At 33.9% G+C, this 17,512-nt stretch carries 10 protein-coding genes; all 10 read left to right on the forward strand.

Annotation, left to right across the window (positions count from 1 at the left end):
- Window positions 1–67: 67 nt before the first annotated feature.
- The 10 genes from TMATH_RS01525 to TMATH_RS01570 all read left to right on the forward strand — a co-directional run bounded on the left by TMATH_RS01525 (window position 68) and on the right by TMATH_RS01570 (window position 17,475).
- On the forward strand, window positions 68–1,834 hold the full coding sequence (locus TMATH_RS01525; protein ID WP_013149718.1) for an efflux RND transporter periplasmic adaptor subunit: 1,767 nt from the start codon (window positions 68–70) through the stop codon (window positions 1,832–1,834).
- A gap of 18 nt (window positions 1,835–1,852) precedes the next feature.
- Window positions 1,853–2,542: an ABC transporter ATP-binding protein gene (locus TMATH_RS01530; RefSeq protein ID WP_013149719.1), complete on the forward strand. Its 690-nt coding sequence runs from the start codon at window positions 1,853–1,855 to the stop codon at window positions 2,540–2,542.
- Window positions 2,542–3,717 carry an ABC transporter permease gene (locus tag TMATH_RS01535; RefSeq protein WP_013149720.1) on the forward strand — a complete coding sequence of 392 codons (1,176 nt, stop codon included), beginning with the start codon at window positions 2,542–2,544 and terminating at the stop codon, window positions 3,715–3,717. Before TMATH_RS01530 ends, TMATH_RS01535 begins: the two co-directional genes overlap by 1 nt.
- Window positions 3,718–3,833: 116 nt before the next feature.
- Window positions 3,834–4,241, forward strand: a complete 408-nt coding sequence (locus tag TMATH_RS01540; protein WP_041591622.1) for a bacteriohemerythrin — start codon at window positions 3,834–3,836, stop codon at window positions 4,239–4,241.
- Window position 4,242: 1 nt separating this feature from the next.
- Entirely contained in the window at window positions 4,243–4,599 is a 357-nt protein-coding gene (locus TMATH_RS01545; protein ID WP_013149722.1) for a bacteriohemerythrin, read from the forward strand.
- Between the two features lie 126 nt (window positions 4,600–4,725).
- Complete coding sequence (locus TMATH_RS01550) at window positions 4,726–5,454, forward strand: fumarylacetoacetate hydrolase family protein (protein ID WP_013149723.1); 729 nt, start codon at window positions 4,726–4,728, stop codon at window positions 5,452–5,454.
- 147 nt (window positions 5,455–5,601) lie between these two features.
- Window positions 5,602–9,063, forward strand: coding sequence for a helicase-exonuclease AddAB subunit AddB (addB, locus tag TMATH_RS01555; protein WP_013149724.1), 3,462 nt, complete (start codon window positions 5,602–5,604; stop codon window positions 9,061–9,063).
- Window positions 9,041–12,733, forward strand: coding sequence for a helicase-exonuclease AddAB subunit AddA (gene addA, locus TMATH_RS01560; RefSeq protein ID WP_013149725.1), 3,693 nt, complete (start codon window positions 9,041–9,043; stop codon window positions 12,731–12,733). Before addB ends, addA begins: the two co-directional genes overlap by 23 nt.
- A gap of 10 nt (window positions 12,734–12,743) precedes the next feature.
- Window positions 12,744–13,961, forward strand: a complete 1,218-nt coding sequence (locus tag TMATH_RS01565) for an exonuclease SbcCD subunit D (RefSeq protein ID WP_012994385.1) — start codon at window positions 12,744–12,746, stop codon at window positions 13,959–13,961.
- Window positions 13,942–17,475: an AAA family ATPase gene (locus TMATH_RS01570; protein WP_013149726.1), complete on the forward strand. Its 3,534-nt coding sequence runs from the start codon at window positions 13,942–13,944 to the stop codon at window positions 17,473–17,475. Before TMATH_RS01565 ends, TMATH_RS01570 begins: the two co-directional genes overlap by 20 nt.
- Window positions 17,476–17,512: the final 37 nt, after the last annotated feature.

Genomic DNA, 17,512 nt, shown 5'->3' on the forward strand with positions numbered 1-17,512 from the left:
TAATTTTTACATAACAATTTTTTGATATGCTTAATTACGACATCAATTTTTTAGAAGAGGTGGATTTATGAAGAAGAAATATTTGTATGTGATTATTGCTGTTTTGATCAGTGGCATTGTTACTTTTTATTTTGTAAACAGAGCCAAATCATCACAACCTCGACAGTTTTCATATGCTACAGTTACTCGTGGTAATATTTCCATGAAGGTTACTGGGACCGGAAACATAACGAATGATGTAAGAGTAATTACTCTAAAAGGTAATGGTACAGTTAAAAAAGTATATTTTAAAGAAGGAGATACAGTAAAAAAAGGTGATTTGCTTTACGAAATTGAAAATGAAAGCTTGAAACAACAAATTGAAGAAGCAAAGTTAAACGTCGATTTAGCTGCTCAACAGCTAAAGTCCGATTTAGAAAGTTACAATAAGAGTATTGCTAATTTAAAAATAACTTCTCCTTCAGACGGAATTGTAGATAGCATTCTTGTACAAAAGGGGCAAAATGTAAGTGCAGGAACTCAAGTAGCAACAATTGCTGATTATTCTCATGTGACTGTCAGAGTTCCTTTTAATTCGGTACAGATAAAAAACATTAAAGTTGGGCAAAAAGCAGATATATTTTTGTATGATTCTTTAACAACTATAACAGGCACTGTCGAATATGTTTCTCATCAAGCGGTACCTCACAATACTATGGAATATTATTACGTGACAGTTGGGCTTGATAATCCGGGGGCACTAAGCGACGGAATGAAAGTTCAAGTTTCAATACATACAGACAATGGAGTAGAAAAAGCATTAGAAGACAGTACACTAACTGTTAAAAATACAGTCACTGTAATAGCTAAGACATCTGGTACTGTTGAAAAAATAAACGTAACAGAAGGAGAAAATGTAAAGAAGGGAACGCTTCTTGTAGAATTATCCTCAGATAATATTAGTGATACACAGATTCAAAATGACAAATTAGCATTAACACAAGCTCAAAATAATTACAATGAGCTTTTAGAACAACTTGAAAATCTAAAGATTTATTCACCAATAGATGGTAAGATAGTAAGTCAAAATATAAAAGAAGGAGATGTATTAGGTAGTTCAACTAGTGATAGCACTACAAATGGCAGTCAATCAAGTCAGTTAACTTTTGTACCTATTTCAGATGTAAGTGAATTATCTAATTATGAAAGTGAGGCTGAAACTGCAGTAATAGTGGGTAATGGAAATTATACAGTTAATCTTTCTGTAGATGAAGCAGACATAAAAAACATTAAAGTAGGTCAAAAAGCCGAAATTACAACAGACGACTTGCCAGATAAAACTTTTACGGGTACTGTTACAGCAATATCTCAGCTTCCCACTGTTGAAAATGGTGTTTCTTCATACACTGTAACTGTTGAACTTGATTCAAACGGCGATTTGATGTTAGGAATGTCTGTAAATATATCTATTATTGTAGCTGAAAAAGAAAATGTCCTGCTTCTTCCATTACAAGCTGTGCAAACTAATGATGATAAAAAATATGTAATATTATATACAGATGATTTAAAGAATCAAAAAAGTAAGAATAGTACCACTAAAACCTCGTTGGAAAATAACATCAAGTTTATCGAAACAGGAATTTACAATGACAATTATATAGAAATCACAAGTGGATTAAAAGAAGGAGACAAAGTTTTAATCCCTACAACTAGTTCTTCTACAAATACTAACTCGCAACGAGCTGGTTTTGGAATAATGGGTGGACCTGGCGCTGGACCTGTACCAGGAGCAAATCCACCTGGAAATAAGCCAAGTCAAAGTGGCAGTAGAAGTAGTGGAACATCTTCAAAGTAATTCACAAGGGGGTAAATAATGAGTAACGTTTTAATAAAAGTAAGAAATTTAACAAAAATTTATAAAATGGGCGAAAACGAGGTAAAAGTTTTAGATGGTATAAGTTTTGACATTGAAAAAGGAGAATTTGTATCAATTGTGGGACAATCGGGTTCAGGTAAAACGACTTTAATGAATATACTTGGTTGTCTAGATGTAAAAACTTCTGGAGAATACTTTCTAAATGGCATAGATACAAGCAAACTTTCTGACAATGAATTAGCAGATTTAAGGTGTAGAGAAATAGGATTCGTTTTTCAAAATTTCAATTTACTTCAAAAAATGACAGCTTTAGAAAATGTAGAATTACCTATGATATATAAAGGTGTTCCTGCAAAAGAAAGGCGAGAAAGAGCTGAAATGCTCTTAGAAATGGTAGGACTTAAAGAAAGAATGCATCATCGACCGAATCAATTATCAGGAGGACAGCAGCAAAGAGTTGCGATAGCAAGAGCACTTGCAAATGACCCTCCTCTCATACTAGCAGATGAACCAACGGGAAACTTAGATTCAAAAAATGGTAGTGAGATAATGAAAATAATAAAGGAGTTGAATGAGAACGGGAATACAGTAGTACTCATAACTCATGACCCTAATATAGCTGCACAGGCAAAAAGAATAATAAGAATAAAAGATGGGCACATTCTAGAAAACGAGGTGTTACCATAGTGAGATATGTTCAAGTTGTAAAGATAGCTCTACGTAGTGTTTTAAGTAACAAAATGAGATCCTTTCTCACCATGTTGGGGATTGTAATAGGTGTCACAGCTGTTATAGCCTTAGTAAGTATAGGCCAAGGCTCTACAAGAAGTGTTACTTCTCAGATACAAAGTATGGGTTCAAACCTTATAATGGTAAACATAAGAGGAAGAGGAAGAGAAAGCTCTTTAACTTATGACCAAGCTATTGCTTTAGGAGACTCAAACCATATAGCTGCTATATCTCCAGTCATATCTACCAGTGTAACGGCTATGTACGGAGATAATTCAGTGGACAACACAACAGTAAATGGGGTAAATGGAGATTATCAGTCTATAAGAAACATAGAAGTAGCAGTTGGCAGGTTTATTTTGCCAATGGATGATGAAGGGAGGAACAAAGTAGCAGTTCTTGGCAGCAATGTAGCGAGCGAGCTTTTTGGCTTTACTGACCCTCTTGGTAAGACTATAAAATTAAATGGCCAAAACTTCACGGTAGTAGGTATTTTGTCCCAAAAAGGTTCTTCAATTGCAGGTTCTGATGATGATTCAATATTTATACCCCTTAAAACAATGTTCTACTTTGCAAAAAATAAAGACATAACACAAATATATATAGAAGCTACAAGCCCAAATACGGTTGAACTCGCTAAAAACGAAATAACCAGCAAACTGCTAACTATATTTAAAGGCGATACAGATGCCTTTAGAATAATGGACCAATCAGAAATTTTATCTACAGTAAATAGTGTTACTAACACATTGAGCTTACTACTTGGCGGGATTGCAGGAATTTCTCTTTTAGTTGGTGGAATAGGCATAATGAATATAATGCTTGTATCTGTTACTGAAAGGACGAGAGAGATAGGGATAAGAAAAGCATTAGGAGCCAAAAAAAAAGATATATTACTTCAGTTTATAGTTGAGTCATTAACTTTAAGCGGATTAGGAGGAATAGTGGGAATTATAGGAGGATACGTATTGTCGATGATATTAGGCTCAGCTATGAATATAAATGCTAAGCCTTCTCTCTCTACAGTATTAATATCCTTTTCCTTTTCAGTGATTGTGGGATTGTTCTTTGGCGTATATCCTGCAAACAAAGCAGCAAATTTAAATCCAATTGAAGCTCTAAGATACGAATAAAATACAAAAAAGGACAAACTTCTTAGTTTTTCTTAGGAGTTTGTCCTTTTTAATATTGCTTTTTTGTCGATAAAAGTTTACAATGTAGTTAATGATAAAGGTGGGAGGTAAGGGTGTTGAAGTGGACTGAATCTTTATCAGTTGGAAATGAACTCATTGACAGTCAACATAAAGAGTTAATAAAAAAAGTAAATGATGTTTTGGAGGCTTGCAACCAGAAAAAAGGCAAAGAAAAAATTGAAGAAGTGATGAAGTTTTTAAAAGATTATACTATAGAACATTTTAGCGCTGAAGAAGACCTCATGAAAAAATATCAATACCCTTCCTATGAAGATCACAAAAAAATTCATGAAGATTTCATTAAAAAAGTAGAAGAATTGGACGAAAAAATAAAAAAAGAGGGCATAAATTTATCAATTATAATGCTTGTCAATAAAACGTTGGTGGATTGGCTTATAAATCACATAAGCAAAGAAGACAAAAAGGTAGGAGAACACATAAAAAAGTTAAAAGGGGATTTTTAAAATGAAGTGGACAGAGTCTTTGTCTGTAGGAAATGATTACATTGATGAACAGCACAAGGAGTGGATCAGGAGAATCAATGACCTTTTAGAGGCATACAATCAAAAAAGAGGCAAGGAAAAAGTTAGGGAAGCAATGGAATTTGTAAAAGAGTATACTGTAACACATTTTGGCGCCGAACAGGAGCTGATGAAAAAGTATAAATATCCTGAGTATGAAATACATAAACGAATTCATGACAATTTTATTAAAGAAGTCAATGAACTGGATGAAAAAATAAAAAAAGAAGGTCCTACACTCACTAATTTGATGACTGTTAATAGGACTTTAGTAGATTGGGTGCTAAATCACATAAGCTAAGTAGATAAAAAATTAGGAGAGTACATAAAAAACCAAATGTAGTTGAGCCTGTAAATGCAGGCTATTTTTTAATCATAAAATTATATGGTAAAATATTTTTAAATCTAAGATTTAGGGGGTTTTATTGTGAGACTTGTGAGAATAGACAAGGTGCCAAATAAATATGGAATAATTAAAGGGGATAAAGTCATTACATTTGAAAGTGAAGGCTTTGATTCTTACAACTTGGAGGAAGTAAAGCTTTTGCCTCCTTGCCTGCCTACAAAAGCTATATGTGTAGGGCTAAATTATAGGGACCATATAGAGGAAATGGGTGACAAAGAGCCGGCGGAGCCGACATTATTCATAAAACCTTCAACGGCAGTTATAGGCTCTGATGATTTTATAGTCCTTCCGGAGATGTCCGAAAGGGTTGACTATGAGGGGGAATTGGCTGTTGTCATTGGCAAGAAGGCAAAAAATGTATCTGAAAAAGATGCATTAGATTATGTCCTTGGATATACAATAGCTAACGATGTTACTGCAAGGGATTTGCAGGCAAAAGATGGTCAATGGACAAGAGCGAAGTCTTTTGACACCTTTTTGCCCATAGGCCCTTGGATTGAGACAGACTTAGACCCATCTTCTTTGGACATAACTACATATGTGAATGGTGAAGTAAAGCAAAAAAGCAATACCAAACACCTTATATTTAACGTTCCAAAACTTATAAGTTTTATATCCCACATCATGACTTTAAATCCCGGTGATGTTATATTGACGGGAACACCTTCTGGCGTCGGGCCATTAAAATCTGGAGATATCGTAACTATTGAAATAGAGGGGATAGGCAAACTGACAAACAGAGTAAAATAAAGATGGTTGCGACAGGGCTTATTTCGGCTGCTGACAATATTGTGATGTCAAGTATTGGATGCCAAATAAAGCCTGAATCTCTTCACCAAATCTCAATAATGTGGTAACATTTATATAGATGTCTTTTCACTTATAGAGGTGGACGATATGAGCATAAGGTTTATATATGGAAGAGCAGGTACAGGCAAGACTAGCTTTTGCCTTAATGATATAAAAAGAAAATTAAGTGATGGAAAATCCCATCCCCTCATACTTTTTGTTCCTGAGCAGTTTACTTTTGAGGCAGAAAAATATCTTTTAGATACAATTGAAAAAGATGAGAAGATAAGGGCGCAAGTTTTAAGTTTTAAAACTTTGGCAAACAGGGTATTTACAGAGGTAGGGGGTCTCACTCATCAACACCTGAAATCATGCGGAAGGTCAATGCTTATTTACAAAATAATGGAAGACGCGCAAAAAGACTTAAAAATTTATTCTCAAGCCTCCAAGCAGCAGGGTTTTATCAAAAAAATTTCAGAAACTATAACAGAGCTTAAAAGATTTGAAGTGTCCCCTGATAAGTTGCTAGAGATAGCTGAAACAATAGATTATTTGGGATTGAGAGAAAAACTGAGGGACATAAGTTTAATATATTCTAAATTTGAAGAGAATTTACACCAAAATTATATAGACCAAGAGGATGAGTTGGCTCTTTTAGCAGAGAAACTGGAATATTCTTCTCAGTTTGAAGGTGCTGAATTTTGGATAGACGGTTTTACAGGTTTTACGCCAAAGCAGTATAGGGTGATAGAAAAGCTTTTAAAGAAAGCTTCAAGAGTAAATGTAACTCTTTGTATGGACACATCTTGCAATTTCTCTGAAATTGATACTACAGACCTTTTTTACACTACTAAAAAAACAGAAGATAAGCTTTTGGAAATATGTCAGAGAAATAATATATCTTATGAAAAACCGGTGGATTTAAATGGAGGAACACCTAAAAGATTCAGAGAAAGTGAAGAGCTAAGCTTTCTAGAAAAACACTTTTTTTCCTATCCTTACAAAGTATATCCAAGTGAGACAAAGGATATAAGTCTTTTTAAAGCTGTCAACGTATATAGTGAAGTTGAAGAAACTGCGAGAGATATCATAAGACTGGTGAGAGATAAAGGACTTAGGTACTCTGAGATTGTGGTAGCTGCTCGCGATTTAAATAGATATCATAAACTTGTTAAAGCTATATTTTCTCAATATGGAATTCCTTACTTTATAGACCTAAAGATAGAAATAAAAAATAATCCCATCATTGTTTTTATAACCTCCCTTTTTGACATTCATTTAAAAAGATGGTCTTATGAATCTGTTTTTAGGTACTTAAAGACAGGTTTTGCAAATTTAGAAATAGAGGACATAAGCCTTATTGAAAATTATGTACTTGCCAATGGCATAAAGGGAGATAAATGGAAAGAGGAGGCTTGGAATTATAGGCTAGATTACAGATTCGACAGATTGACAATGGAGGAAGAGGAAAAAGAGATAATAGAAAAAGTAAATGAGATAAAAGAGAAAATTACAATTCCATTGCAGGGTTTTTATAAAAAGTTTTCCAAATCAAAAAATGTTAGAGAAGCTTGTGGTACTTTATACGATTTTCTCGTTGAGATGGGGTTGCCTCAAAAGATTCAGAAATTGATTGAAAAATTCAAAGAAGAAAAGGAATATGATACAGCAAATCAATACGCACAGGTTTGGGATATTGTTGTAGATGTTTTAGATCAATTGGTAGAAGTGATAGGGGGAGAGAAAGTTACAGTAGAACAGTTTGCGAAGATACTCAGCATAGGATTTGACGAATACCAAATTGGGACTATTCCTCCTGCCCTTGATGAAGTGCTGGTTACTAGCGTTGATAGGATGAAAAGCCACAATGCAAAAGCACTTTACATAATCGGTGTAAATGACGGTATATTTCCTGCTTCCCATTTTGATGAGAGAATTCTTACAGATGAAGATAGAGAAATTTTAACTTCTCACGATGTGGAGTTAGACAATGATACAAAGACTAAAGTTTTTGAAGAGCAATTTTTAGTCTACACTGCTTTAACTTCCACAAGCAAATTTTTAAGGATAAGTTATCCTATTGCTGACCATGAAGGCAAAAGCATGAGACCTTCCATAATAATTTCCCGTTTAAAAAAGATTTTTCCAAAAATAAAACAATTTAACAACGTGGTAGAAATGGATACAGCCGAGGAAAATTTAAATCGCGTATCAACACCTTCACCTACTTTTAATGAAATGATAACTGCGATTAAAAAATGGGATGTGACAGATAAAATACATCCTCTGTGGTTGGATGTGTATAAATGGTATGCTAAAAATGATCGTTGGAAACCGGGATTGACAAGAGCTTTAGAAGGTATTTATTACACTAATCAGGTGGAAAAAGTACCTGCTCATAAGATGAAAAAGTTGTACGGGGATAAATTACGTTTTAGCGTATCCAGACTTGAAAAATACGCAGCTTGTCCTTTTGCCTATTTTGTCCAATACGGACTTAAAGCAAGAGAAAGAAAAATATATAGTTTTGAGCCACCTGATTTAGGAATATTTATGCACAATATCCTCGATAGATTTTCAAAAGCGTTGGAGGAAGAAGAACTTACATGGCAAGAGGTTGATAAAGAGTGGTGTGATGAAGCCGTATCAATAATTGTTGATGATATGATACAAAAAATACCAGGTTATATTTTAAACAGCAGTCCTAGGTATAAGTTTCTTGCTGAAAGATTAAAAAGAATACTTTCTAATGCGGTTTGGATTGTATCTGAGCATATCAAGAGGAGTTCTTTTAAACCTGTTGACCATGAAGTTGCTTTTGGTGATAATCAAAAGTATCCTCCTATAAAGATTGGACTATCAAATGGTGAAGAGATAAATCTCATAGGGCGGATAGACAGAATTGACATATTTAAAAAAGAGGATGAAGCTTATATAAGAATAATAGATTACAAGTCTGGCAACAAAACTTTAGACCTTTCTGATGTTTTCTATGGTTTAGAGCTTCAACTTTTGATATATTTGGATGCCATATTGGAAAGCGCAATAAAAGAGGGTACGACTTTGAATCCGGCTGGTGTGTTTTACTTTAAAATAGATTACCCGATTATAAAGGCAGATAAGGATATGTCGGATGAAGATCTGCAAAAAGAGATTTTTAAAAGATTAAGACTAGAAGGGCTTGTTTTAAAAGATGAGCAAATTATAAAAGAGATGGACAAATCAATTGAAGGCACTTCTTATATAATTCCAGCAACAATCAATAAAGACGGGAGCATAGGCAAAAACACCAAAGGAGCTACAAAAGAGCAGTTTGAATTGTTGAGAAAACATGTTAAAAAAACTATACAGCGATTGACTGAAGAAATGCTGGAAGGGAACATCTCAATTTCTCCTTATAAAAAAGATAAAGAAACTCCTTGCAAATATTGCCCTTACTCTTCTATCTGCCAATTTGAAAAGAATTTTAAAGATAATGATTACAGGGTTATAAAGACTAAAGATGTTGAAGAAATATGGAGTATGTTAGAACAGGAAGTGAAAACAGATGGAGACTACGTGGACTCATGAACAGCAGTTAGCTATAAATACAAGGGGAAATAACCTATTAGTTGCTGCTGGTGCAGGTTCTGGCAAAACAGCCGTTTTGGTTGAAAGAATTATAAGACTTATTACAGACAAAGAAAATCCTGTAGATATTGATAGATTGTTGGTAGTGACTTTTACAAATGCTGCTGCCTCTGAAATGAGAGAAAGAATAGCAGATGCGCTGATTTCTAAGTTAGACCAAAATCCGGAAGATAGGCGGCTTAGTAATCAGCTAACATTACTTAACAAAGCTACAATCACTACAATTCACTCCTTCTGCTTAGAGGTTGTGAGAAATAACTTTTTTCTCGTAGATTTAGACCCTAACTTTAGAATAGGGGATGATACAGAAACTTTACTTTTAAAATTAGAGGCGGCAGAAGAGCTTTTTGAGGAATTGTATCAAAAAGAAGATAATCAGGATTTTTTGATGTTGATTGAAAGTTATGGAGGCACAAGAGACGATAAACCTCTTGTGGATGTTCTTTTAAGATTATATAATTTTGTAAAGTCACTTCCATGGCCTGAAAAATGGCTTATGGAGATGCTATTAAATTTTGAAGTGAAGGAAGATTTTAATTTTGAAAAGTCTCAATGGGCACAAGTCATCTTAGACAGTTTAAAAGTAGAAATATCGGGACTTTTAAATGGAATGTATGTGGCAATTGATAAGCTTCATGCTGAAATTGGGCTCCAAAGCTATCTTGATAATTTTGAAATAGAGGCGGGAAACTTGGAAAAACTTCTAGACTGTGAAAATTGGGAGGAATTTAGAAAACAGATAAATGCCATAAAATTTGATAGACTTCCCAGAGCAGGTAAAGATGCAGACCCTAAAGTAAAAGAAGAAGTGACAAAAATAAGGAATGAGGTTAAAGCTAAAATTAAAGAGATAAGAAATAAGTTTTTTTCAGATGACATAGAAAAGATTGAAGAAGAAATTAAAGTTTTGTACCCTATCATGAAGGCTTTGGTGGATTTGATTTTACTTTTTGATAAAAAATATGCTGATAAAAAAAGGGAAAAAGGCATTATAGACTTTAATGACATTGAACATTTCGCACTAAAAATTTTGACAGAAGTCGATGAAAAGGGTAAAATGAAGCCTTCAGAGGTAGCTTTGATGTATAGAGAAAAATTTCAAGAGATTTTTGTAGATGAATATCAAGACTCTAATTTAATACAGGAAGTTATACTAAGCACTATAGCCCGAGAAGATACACCTAACAGGTTTATGGTAGGGGATGTAAAACAGAGCATATACAGGTTTAGGCAAGCAAATCCGTATATATTTTTTGAAAAATACAATACTTATTCTTCAAAAGAGGAAGATAAAAATAAAAAGATACTGCTTTATAAAAATTTCAGAAGCAGATCCCAAATCATAGATGCGGTAAATTTCATTTTCAAAAAGATAATGTCTAAGAATGTAGGGGAGATAGATTATACGGATGAAGAAAAGTTAAACTATGGAGCAGATTTTGGAACACCTCCTCTTGGTGCCATTGTAGGTGGACCTGTAGAAATACATTTAATAGAGAAAAATGATGAAATCCCTGAGGAGGAAGAAGTAGAGGTTTATGAGGAAGAAGAGGAAGAGGTTATTGATAACATACAAGGAGAAGCAAGGGTTGTATCTCAAAGGATAAAAGAATTAGTCAACCAAAGCGAAAGAGGCATCTTTATGGTTTATGATAAAAACCTCAAAAATTACAGGCCTGTTGAGTATAGGGATATAGTAATACTCTTGAGGGCTACAGAAAGATGGGCACCTGTATTTTTAGAGGAACTTATAAATGCCGGTATTCCTGCTTTTGCGGACACAGGAACGGGATACTTTGAAACAACAGAGATAAAGACTATAATATCCCTCCTTCAGGTGATAGACAATCCAATGCAAGATATTCCCTTGTTGGCAGTCTTGAGGTCTCCTATTTTTTCCTTTACTCCTGAAGAGCTAATTGACATAAGGTTAGAAGAGCCTAATAAGACCATATATGAAGCTCTTAAAAAGGCAGCCCAAAGGCAGGATGAATTAGGACAGAAAATTGTGTTCTTCTTGAAATCTTTAAAAAAATGGCAAGAAAAAGCCATTTATATGCCGGTAGATGAGTTTTTGTGGTATTTATACCAAGACACAGGGTATTACGCTTATGTAGGGGCAATGCCTCAAGGGGTGCAGAGGCAGGCAAACTTGAGGATTTTGTTTGAAAGGGCAAAGCAGTACGAGGAAACAAGTTTCAAAGGATTGTTTAATTTTATTAATTTTGTAACTCGGCTAAAAGTCAGCAGCGGCGATATGGGAAGTGCTAAAATAGTAGGAGAAAATGAAAATGTGGTCAGGATAATGAGTATACACAAAAGTAAAGGTCTTGAGTTCCCAGTAGTTATAGTGGCAGGGTTAGGTAAACAGTTTAATTTAAAGGATTTGAGTCAAAGCGTATTGTACCATCATTTATTAGGATTAGGCCCTGAGTTTGTGGACTTCAAAAGAAGAATATCGTATCCCAGCATTGTGAAAGAGGCAATAAAAAATAAAATAAAGTTAGAAAGCCTTTCTGAAGAGATGAGGGTTTTGTACGTTGCTTTGACAAGGGCAAAAGAAAAGTTAATATTAGTTGGAAGTGTCAAAGACATAAAGGAAAAAGTGAAAAAATGGTGCAATATTGCTATGTTGGGAAATAAAGTGCCTGAGTATGAAGTTTTAAAAGGCAAAAGTTATATAGACTGGATAGGGCCTGCTGTCATAAAGCATCCTGATTTAAAACCTTTGAGAGATTTTGCACATGTACAATGTGCTGCTTTGGAAGAGGATCGTTCTCAGTGGCAGGTAAGAATTTGGGATAAAAAAGATGTAATTATCGATAAAGAAAAAGCTGAAGAAGAAACAAGTTTCTTAGAAAAGCTTAAAGATATAAATTTAAATAGCCCCAGCAGTGAATTTTATGATGAAGTAGCAAGGCGTTTAAATTACGTGTATCCTTATGAAAAGGCCTGTCACTTGCCTGCAAAGCTTTCTGTCACAGAGATTAAAAGAATTTTAAATGAGGAAGTAATAGATGAGGATACTACTTCAATATTTGAAAAAACAGTTCTTAAAACTCCTGCTTTTTTGGAGGAAAGAAAAGGACTCACTGCTGTAGAAAAAGGGGTAGTTATGCACCTCGTTATGCAAAAATTAGATTTAAATGGGGATTTGACTGCAGAGGGTATAAAAAAGCAAATTAAAAATATGGTGGATAGAGAGATTTTGACAGAGGCACAGGCTAAGGAAGTTGACGTAAAGAAGATTGAAGCATTTTTTAAAACTCCTCTTGGAATGAGGATGCTGAATTCTCAAAATGTGAGAAGGGAAGTGCCTTTCCACATAAAGTTTAAAAGTACAGAAGTTTACAAAGATTTGCCTGAGGACTATGAAAATGAGTTCATTGCTGTTCAAGGCATTGTTGACTGCTTTTTTGAAGAAGAAGGGGAAATAGTGCTTGTTGATTACAAGACGGATTATGTTACAGAGGAAACCTTGGAGGCGACAAAAGAAAAGTACAAAGTGCAAATAGAACTTTATGGAAAAGCCTTAGAAAAGATTACTGGTAAAAAGGTTAAAGAGAAATATATTTATTTGTTTTTCAATGGAAAGATTCTGAAATATTAAGGGTGATAAAATGAGGATTTTACATACATCTGATTGGCATTTAGGTAAAAGCCTTGAAAACTTTTCAAGGATGGAAGAGCAGGAAAAATTTTTAGAAGATTTTGTGCAAATTGTAGAAGAGAACAATGTAGACCTAGTTATAATTGCTGGAGATGTATACGACTCTTCAAATCCTCCTGCGAAGGCAGAGATGCTTTTTTATAGCACCCTAAAAAGGCTTTCTAGTGGCGAGAGAGTGATTTTGGTTATTGCAGGAAATCATGACAACCCTGAAAGGCTTTCTGCAGCAAGTCCTCTTGCCTACGAGCACGGAGTGATACTTCTAGGTACTCCTAAAAGTATTGTTCACAAGGGAGACTTTGGAAAATTTAAAATTTTAGATTCGGGAGAGGGATACTTAGAAATAGAGATAAAAGGTGAAAAAGCTGTAATTATAGCCCTTCCTTATCCCAGTGAAAAAAGATTAAATGAAATTTTCACAGAGGAAATGGAAGAAGGTAAGAGGCAAAAAAGTTACTCTGAGAGAATTGGAGAAATTTTTAAAAGGCTTTCTGAAAAGTACAGGGATGACACTATAAATATAGCAGTCTCCCACATTTTTGTTTCCGGAGGGGAGGAGGCTGGTTCTGAAAGACCTATTCAATTAGGGGGAAGTTTTGCTGTGGAAATAAGACATCTTCCACAAAAAGCTCAGTATATCGCATTAGGACATCTTCATCGGCCCCAAAAAGTTTCTTCTACACTAAACGCCTATTATTCAGGTTCAGCCCTTCAATACAGCAAAAGCGAGATAAACCATTCCAAATGTGCTTATTTAGTAGACATAAAGGCTGGCACCTCCCCTATAGTGAAAGAGGTTTATTTTAAAAATTACAAACCTATAGAAATATTTAAGTGCGACAATATTGATGAAGCAATTGAAATTTGCAAAGAATACCAAGATAAAAATATATGGGCGTATTTTGAAATAAAGACAGATTCTCCTTTGCCACCTTCTAAGATAAAAGAAATGAAACAAATTTTGCCGAACATAGTTGAAATAAAACCTATTTTGCCAGAAGATGAAGCTCAAGTAGAAGATTATGAAATAACCGAAAAAAGCATGCTGGAACTTTTTGAAGAATTTTACTTAAAAGAAAGAGGAGTAACTCCTTCACAAGACCTTATAGACCTTTTTGTGAGTATAGTAAAAGAAGAGGATGAGGAAGATGAGACCTTTGAAGCTTAGAATATCAGGACTTAACAGTTTTGCTGAAGAACAAGTTATAGACTTTGAGCGTCTTACTGAAAGAGGACTTTTTGGAATATTTGGTCCGACTGGAAGTGGCAAATCTACTATCATTGATGCTATTACTCTTTCAATGTATGGGAAAATTCCTAGAAACAGCAGAGAATTCATAAACACCAACTCTATTTCTACATCGGTAAGTTATGAATTTGAGATAGGAATTGGTGCCGAAAGAAAGAGGTATATAGTAGAAAGAAATATAAAAAAAGATTTGAAAACTGGCGGTTACAAAACTACTTTAGCGAGAATAAGAGAAATGGGGGAAAAGGGAGAAAAAGTTCTATGTGAAGGAGATAGAGAAGTACAAAAGAAAATAGCTGAAATATTAGGTCTTACAGCTGAAGACTTTACGCGATCTGTGGTATTGCCTCAAGGAAAGTTTAGTGATTTCTTAAAGTTGACAGGTAAAGATAGAAGAGATATGTTAGAAAGAATTTTTGGATTGGAGAAGTACGGCAATAACTTGCTTAAAAAAATTAGAGAAGTAAAAAATGAAAAGAATCTTATTTTAAATAGAGTAAGTGGAGAACTCAGCCGTTATGAGGGAGTATCTTCTGAGGCTTTGCAGGAAATGACAAAGAAGTTGGAAATCCTTAAAGGGCAAGAAGAAAAATTAGCCGCCGAAAAGAATCGGTTGGATTTAGAAAAAGAAAAATTAAAAGCAATATGGGAAAAGCAGCAAGAATTAAATCAATATCTTCAAAAAAAGGAACTTTTAGAAGGAAAAATTGAAGAGATAGAGAGAAAGAAAGTAAAAATTAAAAAAGCAGAAAAGGCCTTGTCAGTAAAACCTTATATAGATGCAGTTAATGAAACTAATTCTAAGATAGCTCAAAATAAAGAAGAAGTAGAAAAATATACAAAAGAATTGACGGTAATTGAAGAAAATCTTAAAAAGATTGAAAAGGAATATGATATAGCATTACAAAAAAAAGAAGAAAAAATACCTTTATTGATTGAGAAAGAAGAGAAATTAAAAAGGGCTTTGCAAATTCAAAAAGAAGTTAAGACGATAAATGAAGAAAGAGAGAAGCTTTTAAAGACATACAGGGCTGTCGAGAAAGAAATTGAAAAGCTAAAAAAGGAATTAGAAATATTATCAAATGATATAGAGATTACGAAAAAAGTATTAGAAGATAAAGACAAAAAAATAGAAGAATTAAAAATTAGCTCTGGGCAGAGAGAAAAAATATTCTCTGCGCTAGAAGTCCAAAAAGAATTTGAGAGAATCGAAAAAGACAAGAGGGAAAAAGAGGTAAAGATTTTTGAGTTGGAGGAAGCTATAAAAAGGCAACAGAAAGAGCATGAGAGACTTAAGAATCTGATAAAGCAAAAAGAGGAGGAAATACAAGCTTTAGAAGAAAAAATTAGAAATCTTGAAGGTCATATGCCGCCGACTAGCGATGAACTTCTTATCATGCAGCAGCAGTTGGAAGAACAAAAAAGTAAATTTTTAGAGGCAAAAGAAAATGATGAGTTAAGGCAAAACATTAAAGGAATTTTAGATGAAATTTCTGACTTAAAAGGGAAATTAAAAGAGCAAATAAAAAAACTGGAAGATGACATAAAAACAAAAAGCAAACAATTGGAAAATCTAACTAAAGAAATAGAAGAGATTCAAAGACAAAATATAGCAGGAGAATTGGCAAAAGATTTAGAAGAGGGGATGCCTTGTCCTGTTTGTGGCTCAGTTCATCATGTAAAATTGGCTCAAAAAATAGATGAAGAATTAATAAATGAAAAAAGAGCTTTTGAGGAAATTTTTAAAAGAGAAATTGAAGAATTTCAAAACCAGCTTCTTAAATTAAAAGGGGAGTTGGTAGCTTTAGAAGCAAAAGAAGAACTTCATAAAAAGGAATATGATAGAGTAGAGGAAAAACTAAAGGGTATTGATATAAAAGCCTTTGAACAAAATGTAGGGCAGTTGCAACTTAGATTTGAGAAGGCGAAATTAAAAACAGAAAGATGGAATAAAGAAAAAGAGGAAATAAATGCTTTACTTAAAAAGCTGGGAGAAGAAAAGGCACAGTTAGATTTGGAGGAAGCGAGACTAAAAGAAAGCCTCGGCAAGGATGTCAAAGCTCTAAAAGAGTTGAAAGTATCAGTAGAAGAGCTTAGTAGAGCATATTCATGTATTTTAGACCAATTAGAAAGTTTAAGGACAGAATTAGAGATTAGAGATTTTAAACAAAAGGTTGTAGAAATAAATGAAAAAGATAGAGAAGTAGAAAAGCTTCAGAAGGAAAGTGAACTTTTAGAGAAGAAACTGGAGGAATTGGTGAATAAAAAAGAGATTTTGTCAAATAAGATTAATGAACTTTTAATAAAAAAAGCTCAGATTGTTGAGATAGGCAAAGAAAAGTCAAAGTACCTCCAAGAAAGACAAAAAGAAATAGATATTTTATCAGAAGGCAAAGAAATAGAGAATTATTTAAAGGAAGTACAGAGAGAAAGAGAAAATATATTGAAAGAAGAAAAAATATTAAAAGAGCAGTTTGAAAATGAGAAAAAGAAGAGGCAGGAGACAGAAAACAAAAAAGTATCAGCTTTAGAAAATCAAATTTTATTAAACAATATGTTAAAAGATCAGTTTGAAAAACTTAATGCTTCTATTTCGAAAAATGGATTTAAGGATGAAAAAGAAGTTATGGAATGCTTTTTAGATGAAGGTACGATAAAGTCCTTGGAAGAGGAGATAAAAAATTTTGAAAATGAGTATATATCCATATGTTCAAACATTGAGAGGTTGGATTCTACTTTGAACGGGCAGAGGATTGAAGAAGAGGTTTGGAGAAATTTAGAAGAAAAAATCAAAGAGACAGAACAAGCCTTAAGTGAAAAAAGAAAAGAGATAGGTGCTACACAAAAAACACTTGAAGATATACAAAATAATCTCCAAAAAGTAGAGGAATTAACTGAGCAAAAGAAAGAACTAGAGCAGTTATTAGATATGTTAGAAGATTTGGATAAACTGTTTCAAGGGAATCATTTTGTGGAGTTTGTGGCTACAAGGCAACTTAAGCTTATTACTTTTTCTGCTTCTAAAAGGCTAAAAGAAATTACAAGAGGAAGATATGCATTAGAATTGGACTCGGACAATAATTTTGTCATGAGGGACGACTTTAATGGGGGGACAAGGCGGTCTGTTGACACTTTATCTGGGGGAGAGACTTTTTTGACTTCTCTCTCTTTAGCTTTGGCACTTTCTTCTCACATACAATTAAAAGGTAGGGCGCCTTTAGAATTTTTCTTCTTGGATGAAGGCTTTGGCAGCCTTGATTCAGAACTTCTTGATGTGGTTATGACATCCCTAGAAAGACTTCGCAATGATAAGATGGTTGTAGGTATAATAAGCCATGTTGAAGAGCTAAAGAATAGGGTGCCTGTAAAACTTATCGTAATTCCTCCCTCAACTGCAGGAGAAGGAAGTAAGGTGAGGATAGAGTATAGTTAAATAAAGAGAAGGAATCTCTCTTCTCTCTTTACACTTT

This window comes from Thermoanaerobacter mathranii subsp. mathranii str. A3 (genome assembly GCF_000092965.1).
Lineage (GTDB): Bacteria > Bacillota > Thermoanaerobacteria > Thermoanaerobacterales > Thermoanaerobacteraceae > Thermoanaerobacter > Thermoanaerobacter thermocopriae.

What these genes read in the sequence shown, in the direction of transcription:
- TMATH_RS01530 (WP_013149719.1), top strand. Translation starts at nt 1,853, where the DNA reads ATGAGTAACGTTTTAATAAAAGTAAGAAATTTAACAAAAATTTATAAA.
- addA (WP_013149725.1), top strand. Translation starts at nt 9,041, where the DNA reads ATGGAGACTACGTGGACTCATGAACAGCAGTTAGCTATAAATACAAGG.
- addB (WP_013149724.1), top strand. Translation starts at nt 5,602, where the DNA reads ATGAGCATAAGGTTTATATATGGAAGAGCAGGTACAGGCAAGACTAGC.
- TMATH_RS01525 (WP_013149718.1), top strand. Translation starts at nt 68, where the DNA reads ATGAAGAAGAAATATTTGTATGTGATTATTGCTGTTTTGATCAGTGGC.
- TMATH_RS01570 (WP_013149726.1), top strand. Translation starts at nt 13,942, where the DNA reads ATGAGACCTTTGAAGCTTAGAATATCAGGACTTAACAGTTTTGCTGAA.
- TMATH_RS01565 (WP_012994385.1), top strand. Translation starts at nt 12,744, where the DNA reads ATGAGGATTTTACATACATCTGATTGGCATTTAGGTAAAAGCCTTGAA.
- TMATH_RS01545 (WP_013149722.1), top strand. Translation starts at nt 4,243, where the DNA reads ATGAAGTGGACAGAGTCTTTGTCTGTAGGAAATGATTACATTGATGAA.